Origin of the sequence: Ruegeria sp., from assembly GCF_965221235.1 — a bacterium.
Taxonomy (GTDB): Bacteria; Pseudomonadota; Alphaproteobacteria; order Rhodobacterales; family Rhodobacteraceae; genus Ruegeria.
In genome coordinates, this window is record NZ_CBDCRS010000003.1 from 536,906 (window position 1) to 559,268 (window position 22,363).

At 59.8% G+C, this 22,363-nt stretch carries 18 protein-coding genes and 1 tRNA gene; 8 read left to right on the top strand and 11 right to left on the bottom strand.

The annotated features are described in order from the left end of the window. The first annotated feature begins 163 nt into the window (after positions 1-163). A complete protein-coding gene (locus ACOQOY_RS02830) occupies positions 164-1,246 on the top strand; it encodes a DUF2793 domain-containing protein (RefSeq protein ID WP_420583971.1) in 1,083 nt (360 codons plus the stop codon). A gap of 33 nt (positions 1,247-1,279) precedes the next feature. Here ACOQOY_RS02830 and fcl read toward each other — a convergent pair whose 3' ends face one another. The 3 genes from fcl to ACOQOY_RS02845 all read right to left on the bottom strand — a co-directional run bounded on the left by fcl (position 1,280) and on the right by ACOQOY_RS02845 (position 4,387). Beyond that, on the bottom strand, positions 1,280-2,257 hold the full coding sequence (fcl, locus tag ACOQOY_RS02835) for a GDP-L-fucose synthase (protein WP_420583972.1): 978 nt from the start codon (positions 2,255-2,257) through the stop codon (positions 1,280-1,282). 10 nt (positions 2,258-2,267) lie between these two features. Then, on the bottom strand, positions 2,268-3,392 hold the full coding sequence (gene gmd, locus ACOQOY_RS02840; RefSeq protein WP_420583973.1) for a GDP-mannose 4,6-dehydratase: 1,125 nt from the start codon (positions 3,390-3,392) through the stop codon (positions 2,268-2,270). Positions 3,393-3,514: 122 nt separating this feature from the next. Then, positions 3,515-4,387 carry a phytanoyl-CoA dioxygenase family protein gene (locus tag ACOQOY_RS02845; RefSeq protein WP_420583974.1) on the bottom strand — a complete coding sequence of 291 codons (873 nt, stop codon included), beginning with the start codon at positions 4,385-4,387 and terminating at the stop codon, positions 3,515-3,517. 103 nt (positions 4,388-4,490) lie between these two features. Between ACOQOY_RS02845 and ACOQOY_RS02850 the strand changes: the two genes are divergently transcribed. Further along, on the top strand, positions 4,491-5,381 hold the full coding sequence (locus ACOQOY_RS02850) for a LysR substrate-binding domain-containing protein (protein ID WP_420583975.1): 891 nt from the start codon (positions 4,491-4,493) through the stop codon (positions 5,379-5,381). Here the strand turns inward: ACOQOY_RS02850 and ACOQOY_RS02855 are convergent. Genes ACOQOY_RS02855 through ACOQOY_RS02865 form a run of 3 tightly spaced genes read right to left on the bottom strand, consistent with a single transcriptional unit; the run spans position 5,354 to position 7,794 of the window. Beyond that, positions 5,354-6,433: a helix-turn-helix domain-containing protein gene (locus ACOQOY_RS02855; protein ID WP_420583976.1), complete on the bottom strand. Its 1,080-nt coding sequence runs from the start codon at positions 6,431-6,433 to the stop codon at positions 5,354-5,356. The genes ACOQOY_RS02850 and ACOQOY_RS02855 overlap by 28 nt on opposite strands. Positions 6,434-6,478: 45 nt before the next feature. After that, positions 6,479-7,225, bottom strand: a complete 747-nt coding sequence (locus tag ACOQOY_RS02860) for a hypothetical protein (protein WP_420583977.1) — start codon at positions 7,223-7,225, stop codon at positions 6,479-6,481. Beyond that, positions 7,222-7,794 carry an RNA polymerase sigma factor gene (locus ACOQOY_RS02865; protein ID WP_420583978.1) on the bottom strand — a complete coding sequence of 191 codons (573 nt, stop codon included), beginning with the start codon at positions 7,792-7,794 and terminating at the stop codon, positions 7,222-7,224. The genes ACOQOY_RS02860 and ACOQOY_RS02865 overlap by 4 nt, the downstream gene beginning before the upstream one ends. Positions 7,795-7,842: 48 nt before the next feature. On the opposite strand from ACOQOY_RS02865, the gene ACOQOY_RS02870 reads away from it, so the two are divergent. The 3 genes from ACOQOY_RS02870 to ACOQOY_RS02880 all read left to right on the top strand — a co-directional run bounded on the left by ACOQOY_RS02870 (position 7,843) and on the right by ACOQOY_RS02880 (position 12,161). Beyond that, entirely contained in the window at positions 7,843-8,778 is a 936-nt protein-coding gene (locus tag ACOQOY_RS02870; RefSeq protein ID WP_420583979.1) for a c-type cytochrome, read from the top strand. A gap of 85 nt (positions 8,779-8,863) precedes the next feature. Beyond that, a complete protein-coding gene (locus ACOQOY_RS02875; protein ID WP_420583980.1) occupies positions 8,864-9,886 on the top strand; it encodes an Ldh family oxidoreductase in 1,023 nt (340 codons plus the stop codon). Between the two features lie 64 nt (positions 9,887-9,950). Continuing rightward, on the top strand, positions 9,951-12,161 hold the full coding sequence (locus tag ACOQOY_RS02880; protein ID WP_420583981.1) for a Tex family protein: 2,211 nt from the start codon (positions 9,951-9,953) through the stop codon (positions 12,159-12,161). Here ACOQOY_RS02880 and ACOQOY_RS02885 read toward each other — a convergent pair whose 3' ends face one another. From ACOQOY_RS02885 to ACOQOY_RS02905, 5 genes are all read right to left on the bottom strand, one after another. After that, positions 12,162-12,998 carry a hypothetical protein gene (locus ACOQOY_RS02885; RefSeq protein ID WP_420583982.1) on the bottom strand — a complete coding sequence of 279 codons (837 nt, stop codon included), beginning with the start codon at positions 12,996-12,998 and terminating at the stop codon, positions 12,162-12,164. Between the two features lie 126 nt (positions 12,999-13,124). Beyond that, positions 13,125-15,158 (bottom strand): bifunctional aldolase/short-chain dehydrogenase, encoded by a 2,034-nt coding sequence (locus tag ACOQOY_RS02890; RefSeq protein ID WP_420583983.1) that lies wholly within the window; start codon positions 15,156-15,158, stop codon positions 13,125-13,127. Positions 15,159-15,215: 57 nt separating this feature from the next. Further along, the gene (locus ACOQOY_RS02895; RefSeq protein WP_420583984.1) at positions 15,216-16,169 is read right to left on the bottom strand and encodes a sugar-binding transcriptional regulator; all 954 of its coding nucleotides are present in this window, start codon (positions 16,167-16,169) and stop codon (positions 15,216-15,218) included. A gap of 5 nt (positions 16,170-16,174) precedes the next feature. Further along, positions 16,175-17,266: an S-methyl-5-thioribose-1-phosphate isomerase gene (mtnA, locus tag ACOQOY_RS02900; RefSeq protein ID WP_420583985.1), complete on the bottom strand. Its 1,092-nt coding sequence runs from the start codon at positions 17,264-17,266 to the stop codon at positions 16,175-16,177. A gap of 166 nt (positions 17,267-17,432) precedes the next feature. Beyond that, positions 17,433-17,517, bottom strand: a tRNA-Leu gene (locus ACOQOY_RS02905). A 741-nt stretch (positions 17,518-18,258) separates the two neighbouring features. On the opposite strand from ACOQOY_RS02905, the gene ACOQOY_RS02910 reads away from it, so the two are divergent. From ACOQOY_RS02910 to ACOQOY_RS02920, 3 genes are read left to right on the top strand one after another with little or no spacing between them, the layout of a single operon-like run. Continuing rightward, a complete protein-coding gene (locus ACOQOY_RS02910; protein ID WP_420584027.1) occupies positions 18,259-18,666 on the top strand; it encodes a hypothetical protein in 408 nt (135 codons plus the stop codon). Positions 18,667-18,668: 2 nt separating this feature from the next. Then, entirely contained in the window at positions 18,669-20,678 is a 2,010-nt protein-coding gene (locus ACOQOY_RS02915) for a dynamin family protein (RefSeq protein WP_420583986.1), read from the top strand. 8 nt (positions 20,679-20,686) lie between these two features. Beyond that, entirely contained in the window at positions 20,687-22,357 is a 1,671-nt protein-coding gene (locus tag ACOQOY_RS02920) for a dynamin family protein (protein WP_420583987.1), read from the top strand. The last annotated feature ends 6 nt before the right edge of the window (positions 22,358-22,363 follow it).

Genomic DNA, 22,363 nt, shown 5'->3' on the forward strand with positions numbered 1-22,363 from the left:
TTTGATTTCTGACGCATGTCCCGCCTGCACGGTCCAGCCGTGCGGGTAAATTCCTATGGGTTAACAGATTGCAAAGCGGGCGTTCGGCCCGCTCAGACGGTCTTCATCTGTGGCACGGCAATGTGGCGCGAAATGCACTTGTCGGACCGACAGCCACAGGAGGATGCCCGTGTCACAGAACTCTGCCCGTCTGAACCTGCCTTATTTGCAACCGTCGCAGGCCCAGAAACACGTCACCCATAATGAGGCATTGCGTCAGCTGGACCTCATCGTTCAGCTCTCGGTTGCCTCGATCAACGCCACAACGCCGCCCGCCGTACCCGATCAAGGTGAAATCCACGCCTTGGGTGCCAACCCGACCGGCGATTGGGCTGGTCAGGGCGGTATGCTGGCGGCATGGCTGGACAATGCCTGGCATTTCGTTGCGCCCGATACTGGCTGGCGCGCATGGGATGAAAGCTCGAACCAGATGAAGCTGTGGGATGGCGGCACGTGGATCGACCCTCCGGTAGCGACGCAAAACCTGAACGGGGTGGGCATTGCTACCGGCTCTGACGCCACCAACCGGCTGTCCGTACGGTCGCCTGCCACCTTGCTCAGCCATGAGGGCGCGGGGCATCAGCTAAAGATCAACAAGGCGAGCACGGGCGACACCGCGTCTCTGTTGTTTCAATCCAACTGGACTGGTCACGCCGAGATGGGTCTGGCCGGGTCGACCGGTTTTTCGATTAAGGTCTCACCTGATGGGGGCAGCTGGACGGATGCGCTAAGCCTTGATCCCGCAACAGGCACCGCAAGCGGCGCTGCCATTCAGTCCAGCGCTGACGACACCACCACGGGTCGTTTGATGCGGGCGGACTACGGCTATGGGCCGGGCAATTTGCTTGGCACCGTCTCGGAAAACAGCGGCACGCCCAGCGGCGCGGTGATCGAACGTGGCACGACACCCACGGGCGACTATGTGCGCTTTGCCGACGGAACGCAGATCTGCACTGCTACCCTGCCCGCGACCGATTGCACGGCGGTCGAGGGCGCTTTGTTTGCAAGCGACCCGGCGGTTTGGGATTTTCCGGTCGCGTTTGCCGCAGGATCAAACGTTGCAATCAGCGGTAGCGGTGGTGGCAGCACCCGGTTCACTGGATTTGACGCACCTACGGAAACTCAGGTCACGGTTCGCGTACTGGCCAGCGCCAGCGATGCCACAGCGCTGGCCCCGACAGTCACGGCGATCGGGCGCTGGTTCTGATCCGTGTCACAGCCCGGGTTTTGGCCCGGGCTGTTATTTACTGCGCAGCTCGGTATTCGTCTGTGCCAGAAACCAGTCATAGGTTTCCTTGATACCATCCGCCAAACCGATCTGCGCGCGCCATCCCATGTCGGTCAGCCGCGACACATCCATTAGCTTGCGCATCGTACCGTCTGGCTTGCTGGCATCCTGTGTGATCCGACCGGAATATCCGACCGTCTCTGCAACCAAAGCCGCTAGCTCGGCAATCGAGATGTCTTTGCCGCAGCCGACATTGATATGGCTTTGCATCGGTTGCGTGTTTGCCATGTAAATATCGCGCGGCAGGTCGAGCACAAAGAGCGATGCCTCGGCCATATCATCAACATGCAAGAACTCGCGGCGCGGTTTGCCGGTTCCCCAGATCACCACCTCATCCAGCCCATCACGCAGCGCCTCATGAAAACGGCGGATCAGAGCGGGCAAAACATGGCTGTTTTCCGGATGGAAATTGTCGCCCGGCCCATAAAGATTGGTCGGCATGACCGAGCGATAGTCGACCCCGTGCTGTCGGTTATAGCTTTCGCACAGTTTGATTCCCGCGATCTTGGCAATCGCATAGGGTTCGTTGGTGGGTTCAAGAACGCCCGTTAGCAGAGCCTCCTCTCGCATAGGCTGGGGAACTGCGCGCGGGTAAACGCATGAGCTGCCCAATTGCAGTAAATGCTGAACTCCGGCGTCAAAAGCCTGATGAATCACATTGCATTCAATCATCAGGTTTTCATAAATGAAATCCGCCGGATAGGTGTCGTTCGCGTGAATGCCGCCAACCTTTGCCGCAGCCAGAATGACCACATCGGGACGTTCAGATTGCATGAAGGCGCGCACCGCCGCCTGATCGGTCAGGTCCATCTCAGAATGCGTACGGGTGATCAGCATCAGCGCCTCACCCGCGGATTGCCGCGCCTGCAACTGCCGCAGAATGGCCGCGCCTACCATACCGCGATGGCCTGCAACATAAATTTTGCGCATTGCGCTCTCCTCAGCCATTTTCGAGGCTCATGGGCAGTTCATAGCCATGCGCCTTTAACAGAGCGTGGCGTTTTGCGGTTTTCAAATCCTCAGCTACCATCTCCGCGCACATATCCCGAGCGGTCAGCTCGGGCGACCAGCCCAGCTTGTCCTTGGCTTTTGATGGGTCGCCCAGCAACGTCTCAACTTCGGCGGGGCGGAAATATTGCGGGTCTATGCGTAGGATCACGTCGCCGGGTTTCAGCGCGGGCGCGTTGTCGCCCTCGATGGATTTGACAGTGGCGATTTCGTCCACGCCTGTACCTGAGAATTCCAGCGTGATGCCCAACTCGGCCGCAGACCATTCGATGAACTGCCGCACCGAATGCTGCGCCCCTGTTGCAATCACGAAATCCTCGGGCGCGTCCTGTTGCAGCATCAGCCACTGCATCCGCACATAGTCCTTGGCATGGCCCCAGTCCCGCAAGCTATCAATATTGCCCATATACAGGCACTCTTCGAGCCCCTGTGCCATGTTCGACAAACCGCGGGTGATTTTACGCGTCACGAATGTCTCGCCCCGGCGCGGGCTTTCATGATTGAACAGGATGCCATTGCAGGCATAGAGACCATAAGCCTCACGGTAATTCACGGTAATCCAATAGGAATACAGCTTGGCCACCGCATAGGGTGAGCGTGGGTGGAACGGCGTGGTTTCGCTCTGCGGGGTTTCCTGCACCAGACCGTACAACTCGGAAGTCGAGGCCTGATAGAACCGGGTTTTTTTCTCCAAACCCAAAAAGCGGATCGCCTCAAGCAGGCGCAGAGTCCCAAGCGCGTCCACGTCGGCGGTGTATTCGGGGGCCTCAAAACTGACGGCCACATGAGATTGCGCGCCCAGATTGTAAACCTCGTCCGGCTGCACTTCCTGAATGATGCGGGTCAGGTTCGAGGTGTCGCTTAGGTCGCCGTAATGCAGGTACAGGCTGGGATTGGGTTCGTGCGGGTCCTGATAGATGTGGTCAATCCGCTGCGTGTTGAACGAGGACGCACGGCGTTTGATCCCGTGGACCTCATAGCCTTTTTCCAGCAGGAATTCAGCCAGATAGGAACCGTCTTGCCCCGTAATGCCGGTAATCAAAGCCTTTTTTGTCATTGTCTTTTCCCGCAAGATCCTCTGAGCATCCTTGCCGTCTCAGAAACAGCATGGCGTGCGGGATTGCAAGACAAGGCTTTGGTAAACAAAGACGAGGCCATCTGGCCTCGTCCGGAATTCGCTTACTGCGCTGCGTATAACGGGACTGAACTTTTTGCCCCTTCCGCCAGCGCCTTGCTCTGATCGCGGCGCACTTGATCGTATAGCGCAAGCGCTTCGTCGGAAAACAAGTCCCGCGGCGGCTCGACATGCACAAAGTTGGACTGCCCATCCGTTCCGCGCGCCATCAGCGCATAGTCCCGATCCGCGACCAGTTGCTTGGCATTCGGATTCAGATAACGGATGGCCAACCCGATCCGGCGGTCATCAGACCGGTTTGGACCGGACCCGTGGATCGTCAGCCCGTGATGCAGCGACATCTGCCCCGGGGCCAGTTCGATGTGGGTTTTGTCTTCCTCAGCGACATCGACCGCCACCTCTTGCCCGCGCGACAAAAGGTTGGTGTCGGAATAGGTATCGTTGTGCGGCAGGATCGGGTTCTTGTGGCTGCCGCGCACAAAATCCATGCAGCCGCTTTCGACCGTGGCTGGAGATAGCGCAATCCACGCCGTGACCTGATCCGGCGTCTCACCCATGCCCCAATAGGTCAGGTCCTGATGCATGCCGACGACATGATCGGTATGGGCCTCTTTGATGAAAAACTCGGCCGACCAGACCATGATATCCGACCCCAGAACGCCCTCGACCACGTCCAACACCCGTGGGTCCAGCGCGATTTTGGCCGCCAGTGGGATCACCAAATGCGCATTCACGCGCTTGTAGGTGTTCAGCGGCAAGGGCAAATCCGCCGTCAGCCAGTCTTGTTCGATCCGCTCTAACTCAGCGCGGATTTCCGCGGTTTCGTCCTCGGGCAAGACGGTCAGTGGGAATAGGAATCCCTCCTCCCAGTATTTGTCGGTTTGTTCAGATGTCAGCGCGTTGGTGGCCAGCGGCATGGGGTACCTCATGGATGCGTTCATTGGCATGGTAATTCAGATCGCCGCAGGTTCAGCACGGAACCTCTTGCCCGTCAGGATAAGTTCAGCTTAGCCTGCAATCATGTCCTCTCGTATCCCCTCCCTCAACTGGTTGCGCGTGTTCGAGGCCGCCGCCCGCACCGAAAGTTTTGCCCGCGCGGCCAGTCAACTGAACATGTCTGCGGCGGCTATCAGCCAGCAGGTTAAGGCGTTAGAGAGCCAGCTGGGCACGCCCCTGTTTCACCGCCATGCCCATGCCGTGACCCTGACTGAGGCGGGGCGGGCCTATTTGCCCTCGGTCCAGCAATCGCTGTTGATGCTGGAAACCGCCACGACCGGGCTGTTCGGTGAGACCCGCGCGCAGCGGTTGTTCGTACAATCCGTTCTGCTGTTTGCACACGGGATTTTGGGCAAGGGGCTGCCAGAGTTTCAGGCCGCCCACCCGCAGATCAATCTATCGCTGACCACAGGCAACCAGACTTCGGATTTTGCCAATCGGTTTACCGATGTGCAGATCGTGTTCGGCAACCCCGCACTGTTTGGCACCGAGGGCGACGAGTTGCTGCGCGAACGCCTGTATCCCGTCGCGCCGCCAGAGATCGCCGCGCAAATACAGCATCCGCAAGATCTGTTCCGGTTTCCGTTGATCGAGGTGTCGACCCATCGCGCCAGCTGGTTGCATCTGTTTGAAACCCTGCGCCTACCCGCGGGTCAGGCGCGATACTTCTTTGCTGACAATTCCCTTATGGCAGCCGAGCTATCCGCCAGCGGCGGCGGCATAGCGCTGGCCCGCGCGCCTGCATCGGATCGGATCATGCAACTTTCGGGGCTTGTCCCCTGCCTGCCAGATATCAAGGTCGCCGGGCAAGAGGCGTATCACCTGATCTACCCATCCCGTAGCGCGCTGCGCCCACCGGCCCGGGCCTTTCGCGACTGGGTGCTGGATTACAGCGCGGCGGTCCAGACCCGGTAACGGCCCTGTCCCGTCACTTCGCGGATCAGCCCGCGCCGGGTGAACCGGTCGATATTGCGTTGGACGGCGGCACGTGAGGCTTTGGTCAGTTCTTCGGCCAGCGGCGCCGAGACCATCGGCCACGCCGTCAGCACGTCAATCAGCAAAGGCGGTGTTCGCCCGCTGAGCCCGCTGGTCGCGTCGCGGGCGCGCTGTTCCCAAGCGCGAATCCGATCCAGATGCAGCAACGCCGCAAGAGCGGCCTGCCCCACGCCCCGAATCCATGCAGCAAGCTTTTCGTCCGGCTCGCCCACCCCGCGCAGCGCCCCCGGACCAGACAGCGCCAGAGGCATGAACCTGGCCCCACCCCGCCCCATCGTCGCCGCATGGCGGGCCGCGATGATCGCTGCCTCGGTATCCTGCCCGATCCCCGGCGACAACGCGCGCCAGGCGTGAAACGCCATCGCCGCCTGCGTGACGGGATGCAGCCCTTCGGCGTTGCGCATCACCTCGGCCAGATCGGCCACCGCTTCGGGAATTTCCTCAATGCCCTGCGCCAAGCGATCCAGAAAGGCGGTCAACCCGCTCTCCCATCCGCCTTCGGACGGCCCCGGACCCGAGGTCAGCCGTCGCACGGCCCAACCCGCGCGGAACAGGGCCTGCACATCGTCTCCGGTCGCGCCGATCCGAAGGCCAGTCCACAGGGCCAGCCGGTCAACACTGATCCGGTCGCCGGTCCACCAGCCCAGATCAGACACATCCATCAGCGCCAGACGATGGGTCCAACCCTCAGGCCCGGCATTCAGGCGTTCGTCCAGCGCGCCGAAGGTGACGGCCAGATCGGCCAGCTCAAAGGACAATTCCGCCTGTGCAGCGCGCCAGTCGCGCGGATCGAACAGCAAACGCTGATCCGCCTTAGGCCCCGGAGGCAGATAGACCTCAACCGTCTCTTCCTCATCCGGCGGCAGGAACCACAGATCGTCGTCTTCGGGCGGGTCAGTGTCATAGATGCTTGCAGGACCTACCGCGTCGGCGTCCTCATCCGGGTCAGGTCTGACAGGCTTTGTCGTCATACCCGGTATATTTCTGGGATTTGAGCAGGTTCACAAGGCGTTTTTTCAGCCAGCAAAACGGGAGGTCAGGAAATCCAGCTGACCTTCCAGATCGGCCTGCGCGTTGCTGCCAATCAGCATGTACCCGTACCCGTCCTGCGCCCAAGTCGCTGTCGCCAAACCGCTGAGCACCGCCTGTTTCACATCCTTGTTCGGCGCGCCCTCGCCCTGTCGGATCACACAGAACGCAAAGGGCTGGCCCTGCGCGTCGGCAAAAACCACTTGAATCAGCGGTTTGCCCTTGAACGACAGAACCTGCGCGCGCTTCAGCTCCATCCCCGGAAGTGCCTCAAGCGCTTCGCGGTCCAGCGACCTGCCAAGCTGTTCTTCGGCCAGCGCAAATTGCGCATCCAGTGCCTGAGGCGAGGTGTCCAAAGACGCAATCGTATCTGGCACATAGAGCGACTGGTAAATCGCGGCTTGCGCCGCCCATCCCAACGGCTGCGGACGCGTTGCCCAGAAGGTTGCCGCGACAGCCACAACCGCGACCGAGGCAGCAACGGCCAACAACCGCAAACCGCCACCTGCGGATCGCACCGGCGCAGCCGCGACCGGGTTGGGCAAATCGACCTGAGGGGTTTCGGCGGGCAAACGCTCAAACACCGACTGCACCACTGGCGCAAACGAGTCCAACGCCATCAGGCACTGTTCCAAATCGGGATCAGCCTCAACCGCGTCTTCGATGGCGCGGGCTTCGGCCTCGTCCAGTGTGCCTTCCAGATACGCTTTCAGCGTCTCATCGGAAAACTTCATTTGCCACTCCGTCGAACGGCGTCTGCCGCCTCATGCTGCATCACATTTTTCAGTTTTTGCCGGGCGTTGGACAACCGGCTCATAATAGTCCCTATCGGCACCTCCAGCAACGCGGCGGCCTCGCGGTAGCTGTAACCCTCGACGAACACAAGCATAACCGTTTCCCGCTGCGCTTCTGGCAGCTGCATCACTTGGGTAAACACTTCAGCAGCGAAAATATTCGTTTCGGAATCGGCTTCATGTGAAATTAATTCTGCCTCGGGCGTGACAGACAGTGCCTTAGCCTTGCGAACCGAGCGCGCGCGCACCTCGTTCAACCAGATTGAGCGGCAGATTGTCATCAGCCAACTGTCCAGCCGGTCGAACGATGTCACCTGATGGTGGCGCTCTAACGCGCGCAGGCATGTGGATTGCAGCAGATCATCGGCCACGTCCGACGCACCGGACAGAGCGAGTCCAAACCGCCAGACCCGTCTTGAGTGGGTCTGGATCGCGCCGCGCACGGCCTGTTCTGAACTAATCTCACCACCCATCGAATAAATCGCGACCTGTGTGTGTTTGGTATGCACGGACCGGGCCCGCGGGGTCAGGACTGACATAACCCGAGGAGGAATGAAATGAAACTTCTGTTGAAGGCAGTCACGATTGCGTCGGCAATTGTTGCAACCCCGGTTTTGGCTACAAGCTGGACACTTACCCCCGAAGGCTCGCATCTGGCCTATGGAACGATCAAGAAAGACAGCGTGGGCGAGGTCAATTCCTTCACCGGGCTCAGCGGTCATGTCACGCCTGAAGGCAAGGCCGAGATCGAGATCGACCTGTCCTCGGTCGAGACCAATATCGACATTCGCAACGAACGGATGATCGAACACGTGTTCCGGAAAGCAGGCTCCGCATCCCTGACCGCTGAGTTCGATATGGCCGAGGTTTCAGGTTTGGGTGTCGGTGAAACAACCACCGTCTATGCTGACGCCGTGTTGTCTCTGGTCGGCACAAATGTCTCCTTTGAGGCCGAGATGTTCGTGGCCCGCCTGTCCGAGACTCAGGTGATGGTGTCGACCAATGACATGGTGTTCATCAGCACCGAAGATGCAGGTGTGAATGCGGGCGTAGACAAGCTGATGGAACTGGCCAGCCTGCCCGGGATCACCCGGACTGTGCCAGTGACCGCGCGGCTGATTTTTGACATGGACGGCGAACAGGCGGCGGTTGATCCCGCCCCAGTCGCAGTCGCTGCCGTAACCGGCGACGTCAAAGCGGGCAAGAAAGTCTTCCGCAAATGCAGCGCCTGTCACAAGCTGGACCAGGACCGCCACACCGTTGGACCGTCGCTGCATGGAATCATCGGTGCCTCGGCCGGGCAGGTCGACGGGTTCCGCTACTCTGCGCCTTTGAAAGAATCCGGCATCGTCTGGACCACCGAAACCCTGACCGCGTTCCTGTCTGATCCGCGCGGCACCATCCCCGGCAACAAAATGCAATTCCCCGGCCTGAAAAAGGACGAGGATATCACCAACCTGCTCGCCTATCTGCAATCCGAAGCACAGGGCTGATCCTGAACCCGGTGGAAACCGGGTTCCCTTTCCCCGCTCTGTCACGCTATCCCTTGTCCGCACACTGAATAGAAAGGCGCAGGGCATGAGCGAGATGGTCAAACTGACATTGGATGAGATCCGGGACCTGAGCCTGTCGATCCTGACCAAATCGGGCTTTGGTCCGGATCACGCGGCGGCAATTGCCGACACCCTGACCGCCTGTCAGATCGACGATTGCCAATCGCACGGATTGTTCCGGCTGTTCATGTGCGCGGAGACGATGAAAGCCGGGCGGATCGACGGCCATGTCGAACCGGTGTTGGACCCGTCGGACAACGCGGTCGTCCGTGTCGACGCACAGGGCGGAATGTCTCTGCTGGCCTTTGAAAAAGCCCTGCCGGTGCTGATCGAGAAAACCCGCGCCCACGGCATTGCCGCAATGGCGATCAACCGGTGTTTCCACTTCTCAGCGCTTTGGCCCGAGGTCGAACGTCTGTCCTCGGCCGGTCTGGCCGCGATGGCGATGGGTCCAAGCCATGCCTGGGTCGCCCCGGCGGGTGGCACAAGAGGCAGCCTTGGCACCAACCCGCTGGCCTTTAGCTGGCCGCGCCAGGGCAAAGACCCCTTCACCTTTGACTTCGCCACCAGCGCTTTTGCCCGGGGTGAAATCGAACTTTACCGTCGCGCAGGCAAGCCCTTGCCTGAGGGCGTAGCCATCGACAAGGACGGCAACCCAACGACCGATCCGCAGGCTGCAATGGACGGTGCGATGCTGACCTTCGGCAGCTATAAGGGTTCGGCCCTATCAATCATGATCGAGTTGCTGGCTGGCCCATTGATCGACGATCTGACCAGCCTTGAAAGCATAGAATTCGCCGAAGGTGCGGGCGGCGCGCCGTATCACGGGGAAATCCTGCTGGCCTTCGATCCGGCGCAGTTCAGTGGTGGCCGGGTGGCGGAAAACGATGCCCGCGCCGAGCGTCTGTTCGCCGATATCACCGATCAGGGTGCGCGTTTGCCGTCGCAACGGCGCTTTGCCGCGCGGGCGCGGAATACCGAACGCGGTTATGTCGAAATCGCCAAAACTCTGCACGACGATTTGCAGGTACTTGCGAAACAGGTCTGACCCCTCTTCCCCTTGGTGATGCGGCTGGCTAAGAAGTTCCTCCAGACTATTGCAGGAGGCCCCCTTGGACCGCATCGCCCGCACCATCGCCACCGAAATCAACGCCCGCCCCGAACAGGTGGGTGCCGCGGTAAAACTGCTGGATGACGGGGCCACCGTGCCCTTTGTCGCGCGTTATCGCAAAGAGGTGACGGGTGGGCTGGACGATACCCAGCTGCGCACGCTGTCCGACCGTCTGACCTATCTTCGGGAACTCGAGGCGCGGCGCGAGACTATTCTGGGGTCGATCAAGGATCAGGGCAAGCTGACCGAGGATCTGGCCAAATCCATCGCGCAGGCCGACACCAAGGCGCAGTTGGAAGACATCTATCTGCCCTACAAACCCAAGCGACGCACCAAGGCGATGATCGCGCGCGAAAACGGTTTGGAGCCTCTGGCCGATGCCATCCTGGCCGATCGTTCCGCCGACCCCGAGCTTCTGGCGCAGGGCTACATGACCGAGGCCGTCCCGACCACCAAAGACGCCCTGAACGGCGCGCGGGACATCATCACCGAACGACTGACCGAAAACGCTGTGCTGCTTGGTGAGCTGCGGAATTTCATGCAGCGCGAGGCTCTGCTGACCTCAAAGGTGATCGACGGCAAGGAACAGGAAGGCGCGAAGTTCAGCGATTATTTCAGCCATTCTGAGCTGTGGGCCACAACCCCATCTCACCGGGCGCTGGCCATGCTGCGCGCCTCGAAAGAGGGGATCGTGACACTGGACATCGCGCCCGAACCCGAGGCTGGTGCGGCGCGGGCTGAGGCCATCGTTGCCGCCCACCTGCACACGCGCGGTGATGGGCCAGGCGATAAATGGCTGCGCAAGGTGGCTGGGTGGACATGGCGGGTCAAACTGTCCCTGTCGATGATGGTCGAGCTGATGGCCGATCTGCGCAGCCGCGCGCAGGACGAGGCCATTCAGGTCTTCTCGCGCAACCTCAAGGATTTGCTGTTCGCCGCTCCGGCGGGCGCGCGGCCTACGCTGGGGCTCGACCCCGGCATTCGCACCGGCGTCAAGGCCGCGGTAGTCGATGCCACGGGCAAGGTGGTTGCCACTGACACGCTCTATCCGTTTCAGCCCAAAAACGACCTGCGCGGTGCACAGGACACCATCTTCAAACTGATTTCGGCTCATAACATCGAACTGATCGCCATCGGCAATGGCACAGCCAGCCGCGAGACTGACAAACTGGTGGCCGATACGCTGAAGCTGTTGCCCAAAACCACGACGCCTCCCACCAGAGTGGTTGTGTCCGAGGCCGGTGCTTCGGTCTATTCAGCCTCAGAACTGGCAGCGCGCGAATTTCCTGATCTCGATGTGTCCTTGCGCGGGGCGGTCTCAATCGCGCGACGTTTGCAGGACCCGCTGGCAGAACTGGTAAAGATCGAACCCAAATCCATCGGGGTCGGTCAGTATCAGCACGATGTGGACCAGCACCGGCTGTCGCAATCGCTGGCCTCGGTGATCGAGGATGTGGTGAACGCAGTAGGTGTCGACCTCAACACGGCGTCGGTCCCGCTGCTGTCGCATGTCTCGGGTCTGGGGCCGGGACTGGCCGAGGCGATTGTGACGCATCGCGATCTGAACGGCGCGTTTCAATCCCGCAAAGAACTGCTGAACATCGCCCGCCTCGGCCCTCGCGCCTATGAACAGTGCGCGGGGTTCCTGCGTATCCGGGATGGGTCGGAACCGCTGGACGCCTCTTCGGTCCACCCCGAGGCGTATGACGTGGCCCGTCGGATCGTTACGGCCTGCGGACGTGATATCCGTCAGATCATGGGCGATGACCGCGCGCTGAAAGGCTTGCGGGCGGAGCGGTTCGTCGATGATAAATTTGGCCTGCCAACGGTGCGGGACATCTTTGCTGAACTCGAAAAACCCGGTCGCGACCCGCGACCCAGCTTTGTGACGGCCTCATTCACCGATGGCGTCGAAGAGATCACCGATCTGAAACCCGGAATGGTGCTGGAAGGCACCGTGACCAATGTGGCCGCCTTCGGCGCTTTTGTGGATATCGGAGTGCATCAGGACGGGCTGGTCCATGTCAGCCAGTTGGCGGACCGGTTCGTGAAAGACCCGCATGAGGTGGTCAAGACCGGTCAGGTGGTCAAGGTCACAGTGGTCGAGGTCGACGTGCCGCGTAAACGGATTGGGCTGACCATGCGCAAGGACCGAGACGGCGGGGCAAAGCCAAGGACAGGGCGGAATACGATCAGGTACAGCGCGCACTGATCACGAGTCTAACCTGTCCAGCAACCGCCCGTGATAGGATGTTGGCGCAAGGCCCAGCGTCTTGAACAGCCGCCAATACAGCGCCGTATCATGCCCGATCACCGGCGTCCCGAGGCGTTCTTCCAACGCGGCAGTGTGGTGCACCGGACGACGAGCCAGGCCATCGGACGGCCGCCGGTAATTTGACATGCCATTAATCAGATACGCATCCACATTAGGGGCCTGTTCAGCCGTATAGTCGAAGGATTTCCAGATCAGGTCTTCGTCGAAACACCAGACACAATCGTCCACCTGCTGCTGGGTCTCAAACCAGCCCTGATCAAAGAAATTCCCAGCCCAGACCACATCGAACCCGGCTTCACGCAGAAAGCCGACTGTCCCTTGATACCAGGAATGCGGGTGATAGCAGGCGTTCAGGGCCACCTTCTCGGCCCCAATCTCGCGCAGCGCCTCGACCATCGCATAGCCGGCCATGTGGAAGGGCGTTTCGTATTTCTCGCTCAGCATCTCACAGTGCTGGCGGATACCTTCGACGCCCAGACCGCTGGCGTGAACCCAGTTCGACCCGACCTGCCCGCAGGCATCGGCGTTGTTGGTGGCCATGCACTCAACAAACTCCTCAAGCAGGCCAAAATTCTGCTTTCGCTGGTCCAACCCGTGCTGATACCCCGGCGCAAAAAGCATCCGGCCATGCACCCCGACGGTTTCGGGGGCCATTCTCAGGAAATCCGAGGGCGCCGCGTCAAAGTCGAATGGCGGGCAGGTGAACCCCACTTGATGCGGAAAGAGCTTAATCTGCGGGTCGGCCCATCGTGCCGGTTTCACAAAGCTGGTCATCTGTCACCTTACTGAGCAAGCGAATACGCTGAGGCACAGCCTGAGCCAAACCCGCACCCGAAATCCACTGTTTTTTGCGTCAATCGTTATGGTTTGGAGCATAGGCTGCCCGATGCAATGAACTGGCTAACGCAATTCGGCCTCGGTATTGCCGCCATCAACAGTGACCACATGACCTGTCGTTCGTTCCATCAACGCAAGGTTCACGAAACCATCGGCAACATGCCGCGCCTCAACCTCACGACCCAGAAGGTTGCCCCCCATATAGTCCTGTTCGCTGACGCCGCGCGCTGCCGCACGCTGTTTGATGAAGTCTTCGGTCAAGAGACCGGACCGGATGCGATCGGCGTTCACCCCGTTCACACGGATACCCGACCCTGCCAGTTCAAGTGTTAATTGCCGCATCAGGAACAAGGTCGCCGCCTTGGGCGTGCCATAGGCCCCGAAATTCTTGCCGGGATTGACCGCCTGTTTGGAGATATTGAACAAGATTTGCCCACCCCGCCCCTGCGCCTGCATCAGGCGCGCGGCGGCGGTGGCAAAGTTCTTGTGGGCGAAAAAGTTCAGCTCAAACGCTGCGCGGAACGCCGCATCTTCCAGTTCCAGCATTGAACCGGTTGTGGCCGTGCCTGCGTTGGACACCAGAATATCCAACCCACCAAAGGCCAGCACCGCCGCGTTCATCGCCCGATCAGCGGCATCTTCCGAGGTAATGTCATCCGCGTGTGTCGCGTGCCATTTGCCAAGTTCGGCCTGTGCGGCGTCCAACGCGGTCTGATCCATATCGACCAGCAGAACGTTGGCACCCTTGGCGGCAAATGCCTTGGCGGTGGCCAGTCCAATGGCTCCTGCCCCACCCGTGACCATCACCACCTTTCCCTGAAACGGCGGCGGGGTGCCTTTGCCCAGTTTGGCTTGCTCCAGCGACCAGTATTCGCAGTCGAACATGTCCTTTTCGCCAATCGGATAGAAGCCCCCGGCATCCTCTCCGACAGCGCGGACCCGGATGTTCTGTTCAGCCAGATCAGCGGCGACCGAGGCCGCCTTGGCGTTGCCGCCCATGCCAACGACGCCGATCCCTTCGATCCACGCGTGCTTCGGATCAGGGCTAAGCAGCGTTTTAGGTTCGTTCGCTTGCGGGGCCTGCCGATCAAAATAGGCGCGATAGTCATCCGCAAAGGCCTCGACCTTAGCCTTGATCGTGTCGCGGTTTGCCAGATCGGACTGGCGCAGCACCAGCGGGCGCCCTTTGGTGCGGATCACATGATCCGGTGAGGCCATGCCCCGGGTCGCCAGCGCATCAATATCACCGCGGGCCATGAAGTCATGTGTATGGTCGCCGTTGCGCAGGTCAAAGACGGGCATTGCGCCGTCGCGGTCTACACTGACTTCGGCAATCACGCCGCGCAGAACCGGAAGAGCATCCAGATTCGCGGCAGGTTTGCGTTCTCCGATCGGGGTAAGGTCCGTCAGGCCCAGATAAGCGGCCACTTCGTTGGTGTGGCTGACAATCCGATCATAGCTTTCCTTCGCCGAGCCACCAAAGGCGAAATGCCCGTGTTTCAATAGCAGCAAACCCTCGACCTCGGGGTTCTGCTCATAAACCTCGGCTGCTTTCTTAGCGAGGCCAAAGCCCGGCATGATGTAAGGTACGATGCCCAGACGGTCGCCAAAAATCTTACGACAGACCTCTTCTGCATTAGGCAAGTCGGCAAGGATCAGGAATGGTGTGGCGTGAGTATGATCGACGTATTTGTGCGGCAGAAAGGCGTGTAGCAAGGTTTCAACCGAAGGGTTGGGCGAAGAAGACGACAGCAGATTGGCGCGCTGGTAATCCACCATGTCTTCATCCGACAACACTTCAAGTGTGCGCGCTTTCAGCAGCGGGTCCAGCCAGACACCCGGCAGGCCCGGAGCCTCGATTGTATCCAGATCCCAGCCCGAACCCTTCACGTGCAGCACGCGCTCGACCGACCCAAACAGATTGGGTCGTTCCAGCTTGACTGAGGTGTTGCCGCCGCCGTGCATCAGCAGATCGGGGTTCTGCCCGATCAGGCGCGACGTATAGACCCGCTCTCCCAGTTCCTGATCGGCGGGGTCGCTTCCGGCTGCCGCGCGCCATTCCGCAGCGTTTTTTGGGTCATACCAATTCTCGATCATAGATCCTTGTCCTTATGTCTGCCTGACCTGCGTCAGGTGTCTAACCTGTCAATTTTTTCAGACCGCCAAAGCGAGCAGATCGCGGGCCGTGTCCGTGCATGTGACCAGATGGGTCGCGTAACCACCCCGGATCGCTGCCCGCGCCGAAACCGCACGGTCCGGGCCTGACGCGACCAGCAATCCCATTTCTTTGTTCCGCATATCGTCAAGTGTCGCGCCCATCATCCGCGCGTCAGAATCACTGGGGATCGGCGCGCCATCGGCATCAATAAATCGCCCGCAAATCACCGCCGCTGCCCCTTGTTTGACAAACGCCCGCAGCTGGTCACGATCCACGATGCCTGAGGCAACCACATGGCTGTCCTCGGTACAGGAGCCCGCTGCCAAGAGGGTCTTATTGCACGACCGAACCGCCTGTAATTGCCCTGCGATGACCGGCTCTTGCGCCAATTGTTCCGCAAGATCGGGTGAGGACAGGATCAAAGGGGCGTGCAGGTTGATGCAGTCCGCCCGCAATTGTCGCGCCAGATTGGCCGAGCATGTTTCCGCTGCAAATCCCAGTGGTGTCGCCAGCGACCCCACCAGCTGCACAACGGTCAGGTCCTTTACGGGCGACACGGTGGCGGCGTCGGCCACTTCGAACACGGTTTGCCCCCATGAGACCCCAAGGCGATCCCCAGCGGTCAAAAGACCCGGCAACCAATCTGCCGCAGCCTTGGCCACGCGCAATAACGAATTGCGCTGAGACCCGGCCTTCGGAACCACCATTACGCTTTGCAGGCCATAAGCCTCAGCCAGCTCTGCGCCCAGCTGATGCTCAGAGAACACATCCGGGTGCATCGTGATCCGCACGTAACCACGCGCACGCGCCTCGGCCAGATAATTGACCACGGACGCCCGGCTGACCTGAAGCATGGAGGCAATGTCCGATTGTTTCACGCCGTCATGGTAATAGGCCCAGGCCGCACGCTGAATCAGGTCCAGCGTCTGCGAGGCATCATTCTGAGGCATCGGCGTCAGGCAACCTTTTCCGGGAACAGACCAGTCAGCCCCTCGGCACTTGCCTCGCAAACACCGCGTTCAGTGATCAGCCCGGTAACAAGTCGATTCGGTGTAACGTCAAAGGCCGGATTGCCGCCCGGCGTCCCCTCGGGTGTCACCTGCACGTCGCAAATGCGGCCTTCGGACATGCCCAGAACATGAGTCACTTCGCGCTCGGGCCTTTCCTCAATCGGGATTTCCGCCACTCCGTCGCCAAGGCTCCAATCAATCGTGGGCGATGGCAGAGCAACATAGAACGGCACGCCGTTGTCATGGGCGGCCAGCGCCTTGAGATAGGTGCCGATCTTGTTGCAAACATCCCCGTGCGCCGTTGTGCGATCGGTGCCGGTGATGACCAGATCTACCATGCCCCGCTGCATCAGATGCCCGCCCGCATTGTCCACCACGTAAGTATGGGGGATGCCATGCACGCCCAACTCCCACGAGGTCAGAGCGCCCTGATTTCTGGGGCGCGTTTCATCGACCCAGACGTGAATCGGGATACCCGCCTCATGCGCATGGTACATCGGGCTGGTCGCGGTTCCCCAATCGACCGTGGCCAGCCACCCGGCATTGCAGTGTGTTAGCAACCGCACAGGCTCACCAGCGGGTTTTCTGGCTGCGATATCTCGGATCAGGGCCAGACCGTGCTCTCCGATCCGGCGGTTGATATCAATGTCTTCCTCAAAAACTTCATGGGCCAACGCCCAGGCGGCGTCGGCCCTGTCCTCGGGGCGCAGCGGCATCAGGGCCGCCCGGCACCGTTCCAGCGCCCAGGCCAGATTGACAGCGGTGGGGCGCGTGGCGTTCAGGACCTTGCTGGAGTGTTCAAAATTCGCATCCGACGGGTCGCGCGCAATAGCCTCGGCCATCCCATAGGCCGCCGTCGCCCCGATCAGAGGCGCGCCCCGCACCCACATATCCCGGATAGCCACGGCAAAATCGTCAAGCGACGACAAAGTCACCACTTTGAATTCATGCGGCAACCAGCGCTGGTCGATGATCCTGACCTCGCCGCTATCCGCATCGCGCCAGATCGAACGATAATGAACCCCGCCTACTTTCATCGAAATGCCTCCGGTTTAATAGCTGATGTCGTCAATGATGATGACATTTGTTAGATCTCTTGACAATCGCCACAGGAGTCGCGCGGTGGTCAGAAGGCAATCCGCGACAACAGCACGAGCGGCACTCGTGAAGCGCTTGGAAGCTAACACCACTGAGAAATCTGAATGGTGCGGGTGGAGGGACTTGAACCCCCACGCCTTGCGGCGCCAGAACCTAAATCTGGTGCGTCTACCAATTTCGCCACACCCGCAGTTTCGGCCACTCGGGCCGAATTGAGGCGGTCAATAACAAAGCTTGCGGACGAGTGCGAGAGGGAAATTCACCTGCACCGAAGTTTATTGAACTCTGCCTCGCAACAAATCCGGCATGATCGGTCATCACCGGGGTTCCAGCGGCTTTACCGGGGGTGTTGCAGCTTTGAGTTTTAAGCGCCGTTTTTCGTCAGCTTTTCGCCGCCCCATTTCTGACGCCAATTTTCTATCCCGTTTTCTTCGCGTTTTTGGCTACATCGAATTGTTTCCCAAATGCTTACAAAACGAGAAAATTGTAGCGTATATTTATTCACTCTTACGTTGAATGCTGTAGGGTGCACAATATTGCCGTAGATCAGGCCCTTTCTATTCACTTATTTTCGCCCGTGCGGGATCAGCTACGCGTTCTCCATCACTCTTAGTATTTTGTGTACTTTTGAATGATTTGCCGATTTCTTTACGGTCACAGTCAAACAACCAAGGCGACATGACCAGATGCCCGGCACGTGACGACTCAAATTAGCTTTCCGGTCACACGCCCATGAGTTGATCACCCACCCCAACTCCGAACCACATTTGCGCCACAATTCAAACGCCAAAAAATCTTATTCGCGTCAAAATAACACCGCCTTGCCAATGATTGATGAGGGCTGGGAGTTAATGAGTCTTTTCTGCCGTTTTTGGCGCCGTACGAGTGTTTTTTACTTAACTCCAACACAAGGGTCTGAACCGTGACCAACATGACGAACTCTGCTGCTGCTGAGCAAGACGCCATTGGCCTTGCCCGGGAAAGTTTTCTTGGTGAATTGAAGTCCCTGAACCGCCATCACCCGAATACCGGCTTTGGTGTTGCTCTGCGCACCCATTCGGGGGGCCACTATCTGCTGGCCAACTCGCGCATGCCGCTGCCCGCGACCAAATCCGAAGGCTTTCCGACCGGACGCCGCCTGGCCTGTCTTGAGAATAGCGACCAGTTCCGCTCGATCGAAGTGCTGGCCGATTCCGGCGCGTTCGAGGCGATTTCGCCCGGTGACGAAGCCGCGATTCTGGGCAATGCGCTGAACCTGATCGCCCGGATCGACACGCTGACCAGCGCTCTCGACGGTCAGGAACACCATCACATTGCTGCCACTGGAACCGGAGGCTGATCATGGCCCGAAACGACCACCTTCTGTCCGTAGGAAACGAAGCCCTGACGCCGATGACGTCGGCTATGTCTGCGCTGGCGGATCAGATCGACCAACTGACAGAAGTGGCCGATGCGCGTTCATCCGCGCGGCTTGCAACGCTCAAGACGCGGATGGAGAATTTTACCGCCAGCGTGACGCTGGTGGGTCAGGTCAAGGCGGGCAAATCCTCGATCGTCAATATTCTGGCCGGGCGTCCTGCCCTGCTACCCTCGGATGTGAACCCGTGGACCTCGGTTGTGACCACGCTGAACATCAACGCGCGCACCGAAGGCGACAACCGCGCCAAGTTCACCTTCTTCGAGCAGGAAGAATGGGACAACCTGATGGTCGGCGGCGGCCGTCTGGGTGAACTGGCCAACCGCGCCGGTGCCGATGACGAGATGGACGATATCCGCCGTCAGATCGGTGAGATGAAGGCCAAGTCCGAAGCTCGTCTGGGCCAGCATTTCGATCTGATTCTGGGGCAGAGCCACCAGTACGACTATTTCGACGAAGAGCTGATCCAGCGTTATGTCTGTCTGGGCGACGAAGACGACCCGGATATCAACCCCAAGACTGGCCGCTTTGCCGATGTGACCAAATCGGCGGAATTGTTCATGGACATTCCGCAATATCCCATCGCGCTGAAACTGTGCGACACGCCCGGTGTGAACGATACGTTCATGGTGCGCGAGCAGATCACGCTGCGCAGCCTGCGTGGGTCGGAGGTCTGTGTGGTCGTTCTGGCTGCAAGTCAGGCGCTGACGACGATGGACATGGCGCTGATGCGGATCATCGCGCAGTTTGAAAACCGGCAGATCGTTCTGTTTGTGAACCGGATCGACGAACTGGCAGACCCGGTCAATCAGGTGCCTGAGATTCGCGACCGCATTCAGGACACGCTGAAACAGAACAATATCGACGCCAATACCAGTGTTGTATTCGGCAGCGCCCTGTGGGCCGAGGCCGCACTGACCGGCAATCCCGACATCCTGACCGAGGAATCGCGGGAAGCTCTGAACACTTTCTATCTGGCCGCCGGTTTCGGCGATCAGGCCCCGTCGCTTGATAAAATCTGGGCGCTCTCGGGTCTGCCCGATCTTCTTCTGGCGATGAATGAACGTATTGCCGAAGGTGCAGGTACCCGCTTGCTAGACCGCGTCCGTCATCGCGCACGCAACATCGCTAGCCAAATTCGCGCGACCGCGGTGGCCAAGAACCTGTCCGACGGGCAAGGTGTCGTGCGCGATCTGGACGGTGCGACGCCCGAAGAAGCTGTGGCCAAAGTGGCTGAAGAATACGAAAAGAAAGCTGCGGCACTCACCACATCTCTGCGTGACAAGGTGCTGGAGCGCTTGAAATCGGCTGAAAGCAACTTTGTCAAACGCGCCACAGATTCGCTGATTGCGCATCTTGAGCAGAATGGCGAACAAGGCACCTGGCAATATGATCCGGCGGGTCTGCGGACCCTGCAAAAGGCGGCCTATTTCAGCTTTGCCCGCTCGATGAAGAAAGAGGCCGGGGCGCTGTATGGCGCGGCTGCGTCTGATGTCGAAGCGCTGTATCAAAAGCTGCTGGGCAACCATTTGGGTGAATTCAGCATCGAGGCTCCAATCGTACCTCGCGTACCACCGCCGTTGGGCATCGGACGCACCATCGCGCTGGACCTGCAAAGCACATGGTGGCGCCGCTGGTGGCAACGACGAAAAGGGTTCGAGGCATACGCCGCCGACTATACCCGCCTGATCGCATCCGAGGCGAACTCGATCACCAAAGACATCGAGGAAAACCAGATCGCGGCGGTTCTGGAAAACGTCCGGGCCGGTTTGTCCGACTTCCTGCGCGAGCAGAAAGAGACCCTGCTGAGCATTTCGGCATCCGCCGAGCAGGACCCGAACAAAGCCGCCCTGACGGCGGGCATGACGCCCAAGAAATCGCGCGACGATATTCTGGGCGACATCCTGAAAGATCTTAGTAACGAGGCAGCATAAGTAGCGATATGGCAAAAGATTCACAAACCCGCTTCGTCTCTCCTAAGGCATGGGAACGCATCGAAAAGTGGTCCCGACGCAAACCGATCTTCGCGTTGATGGGAGAATTCAGTGCCGGTAAATCGACGCTGATGAACTTTCTGCTGCGCTCACACGCATTGCCGACGCAAGTAACGGCCACGCAGTTGCCGCCTGTTTGGTTCAGCTGGGGCAAAAAGCAGGCTTACGTGCAACGCCACGACGGAACGCGCGAGAATATCACTCTGGATCAACTGGATAGCGTTGGCGTCAACGACGTCCAGTTTGTTCGGATTTTCCTTGAGTCCGACATTCTCGAGGCTGTGGACCTGATCGACACGCCCGGTATCTCGGATCCGAAAATCGACAGTGACGTCTGGCGTCGTGCAGTCGGTCAGGCCAACGGCGTGCTGTGGTGTACCCATGCGACGCAGGCGTGGCGGGAAACGGAACGCGCCACTTGGGTGTCGCTACCCGAGCGGCTGCAACATAACTCGCTGCTCTTGGTGACGCGCGCCGACGTTCTGGGCGCGAAAGATCGCCAGAAAGTGTTGCGCCGCGTAAACCGCGAGGCGGGTCATCTGTTCAACCGCTCGATCCTGTTTTCGGCCCGTGACGCGATCACTGCGCGCGACAAAAGCGGCGATGCCGAGCTGTGGGGCCGTAGCGGCGGCGGCAAGATGGTCGACAGTTTCCTTGAGATCACCGAACAGATCATGGACAACCGCGCGGACCTTTTGGCGCGCTACCAGATCGACAACAGCCTGGCCGGCGGCCCGCGCGTGCAACCGACGCGCCCGGAACGCGTCACGGAACAGCCCGCGCCTCTGAAACTGGTGGATCAGGTCCCTGAGACCGAGGCGACAGATGTCGTCACCAGCTTTCCGGTGCGCCCGGCACGCGTGGAACGCCGTGCAGAAGAAACCGACCGCCCCGAACGCATCGACGCGGAAGAGGCCGAGCGCCTGCGCGCCGAGATGGCACCGGAACCCATTGTCACCGACCGCGATGAAGACGAGCTGCGCGCTTTCTTCCGCGACTCGGACAGCCAGCCACTGAACCTGTCTGAGCATGCGGCTTCGATGACCGACGAAGATGAGTTCGACTTGCTGGACGAGGATGAACTGGACGATGACGGCTCTGATCTGCTGGCCGAGGCCGAGATCATCGAAACCGCCGAGGAACCGGACCCGTTCATGGGCTCGCTCGAAGAAAAGCTTTCGGCCACACCCGAGCAAGAGCAATCCCCGGCAGACACGCCCGAGGAACCGGCAGCGGACCAGTCGGTCTCGTCTATCACTGCCCTGATGGCGGAACAGTCGAAAGACGCAGAGGACGAATATGAGCCAGAGCCGGAATCCAGCGCGCTGGTCGATATGCAGGTGGTTTCGCTGACCAACGGCACTGACGATCAGGCCGAAGATAAGACCGAAGGCCTTGAAAACCTGCTGAAAGTCCCGGCCGGCATGCCGCTTAGCGCGGCGTCGATGTGGCGTGAGATCACTGAGGACGAAGACCTCCCCGGCGATACCGAGGGCATGAAAAAGGTGTTCAACGCATTCCTTGAAGAGTTCGACCAGATCTCGGCTGAACATTTCGCCCGGCAGTCCAAAGGGGCGGTGCCACCGGTCTCGAACGGGCAGGAATGGCATGTATCATAGATCGGA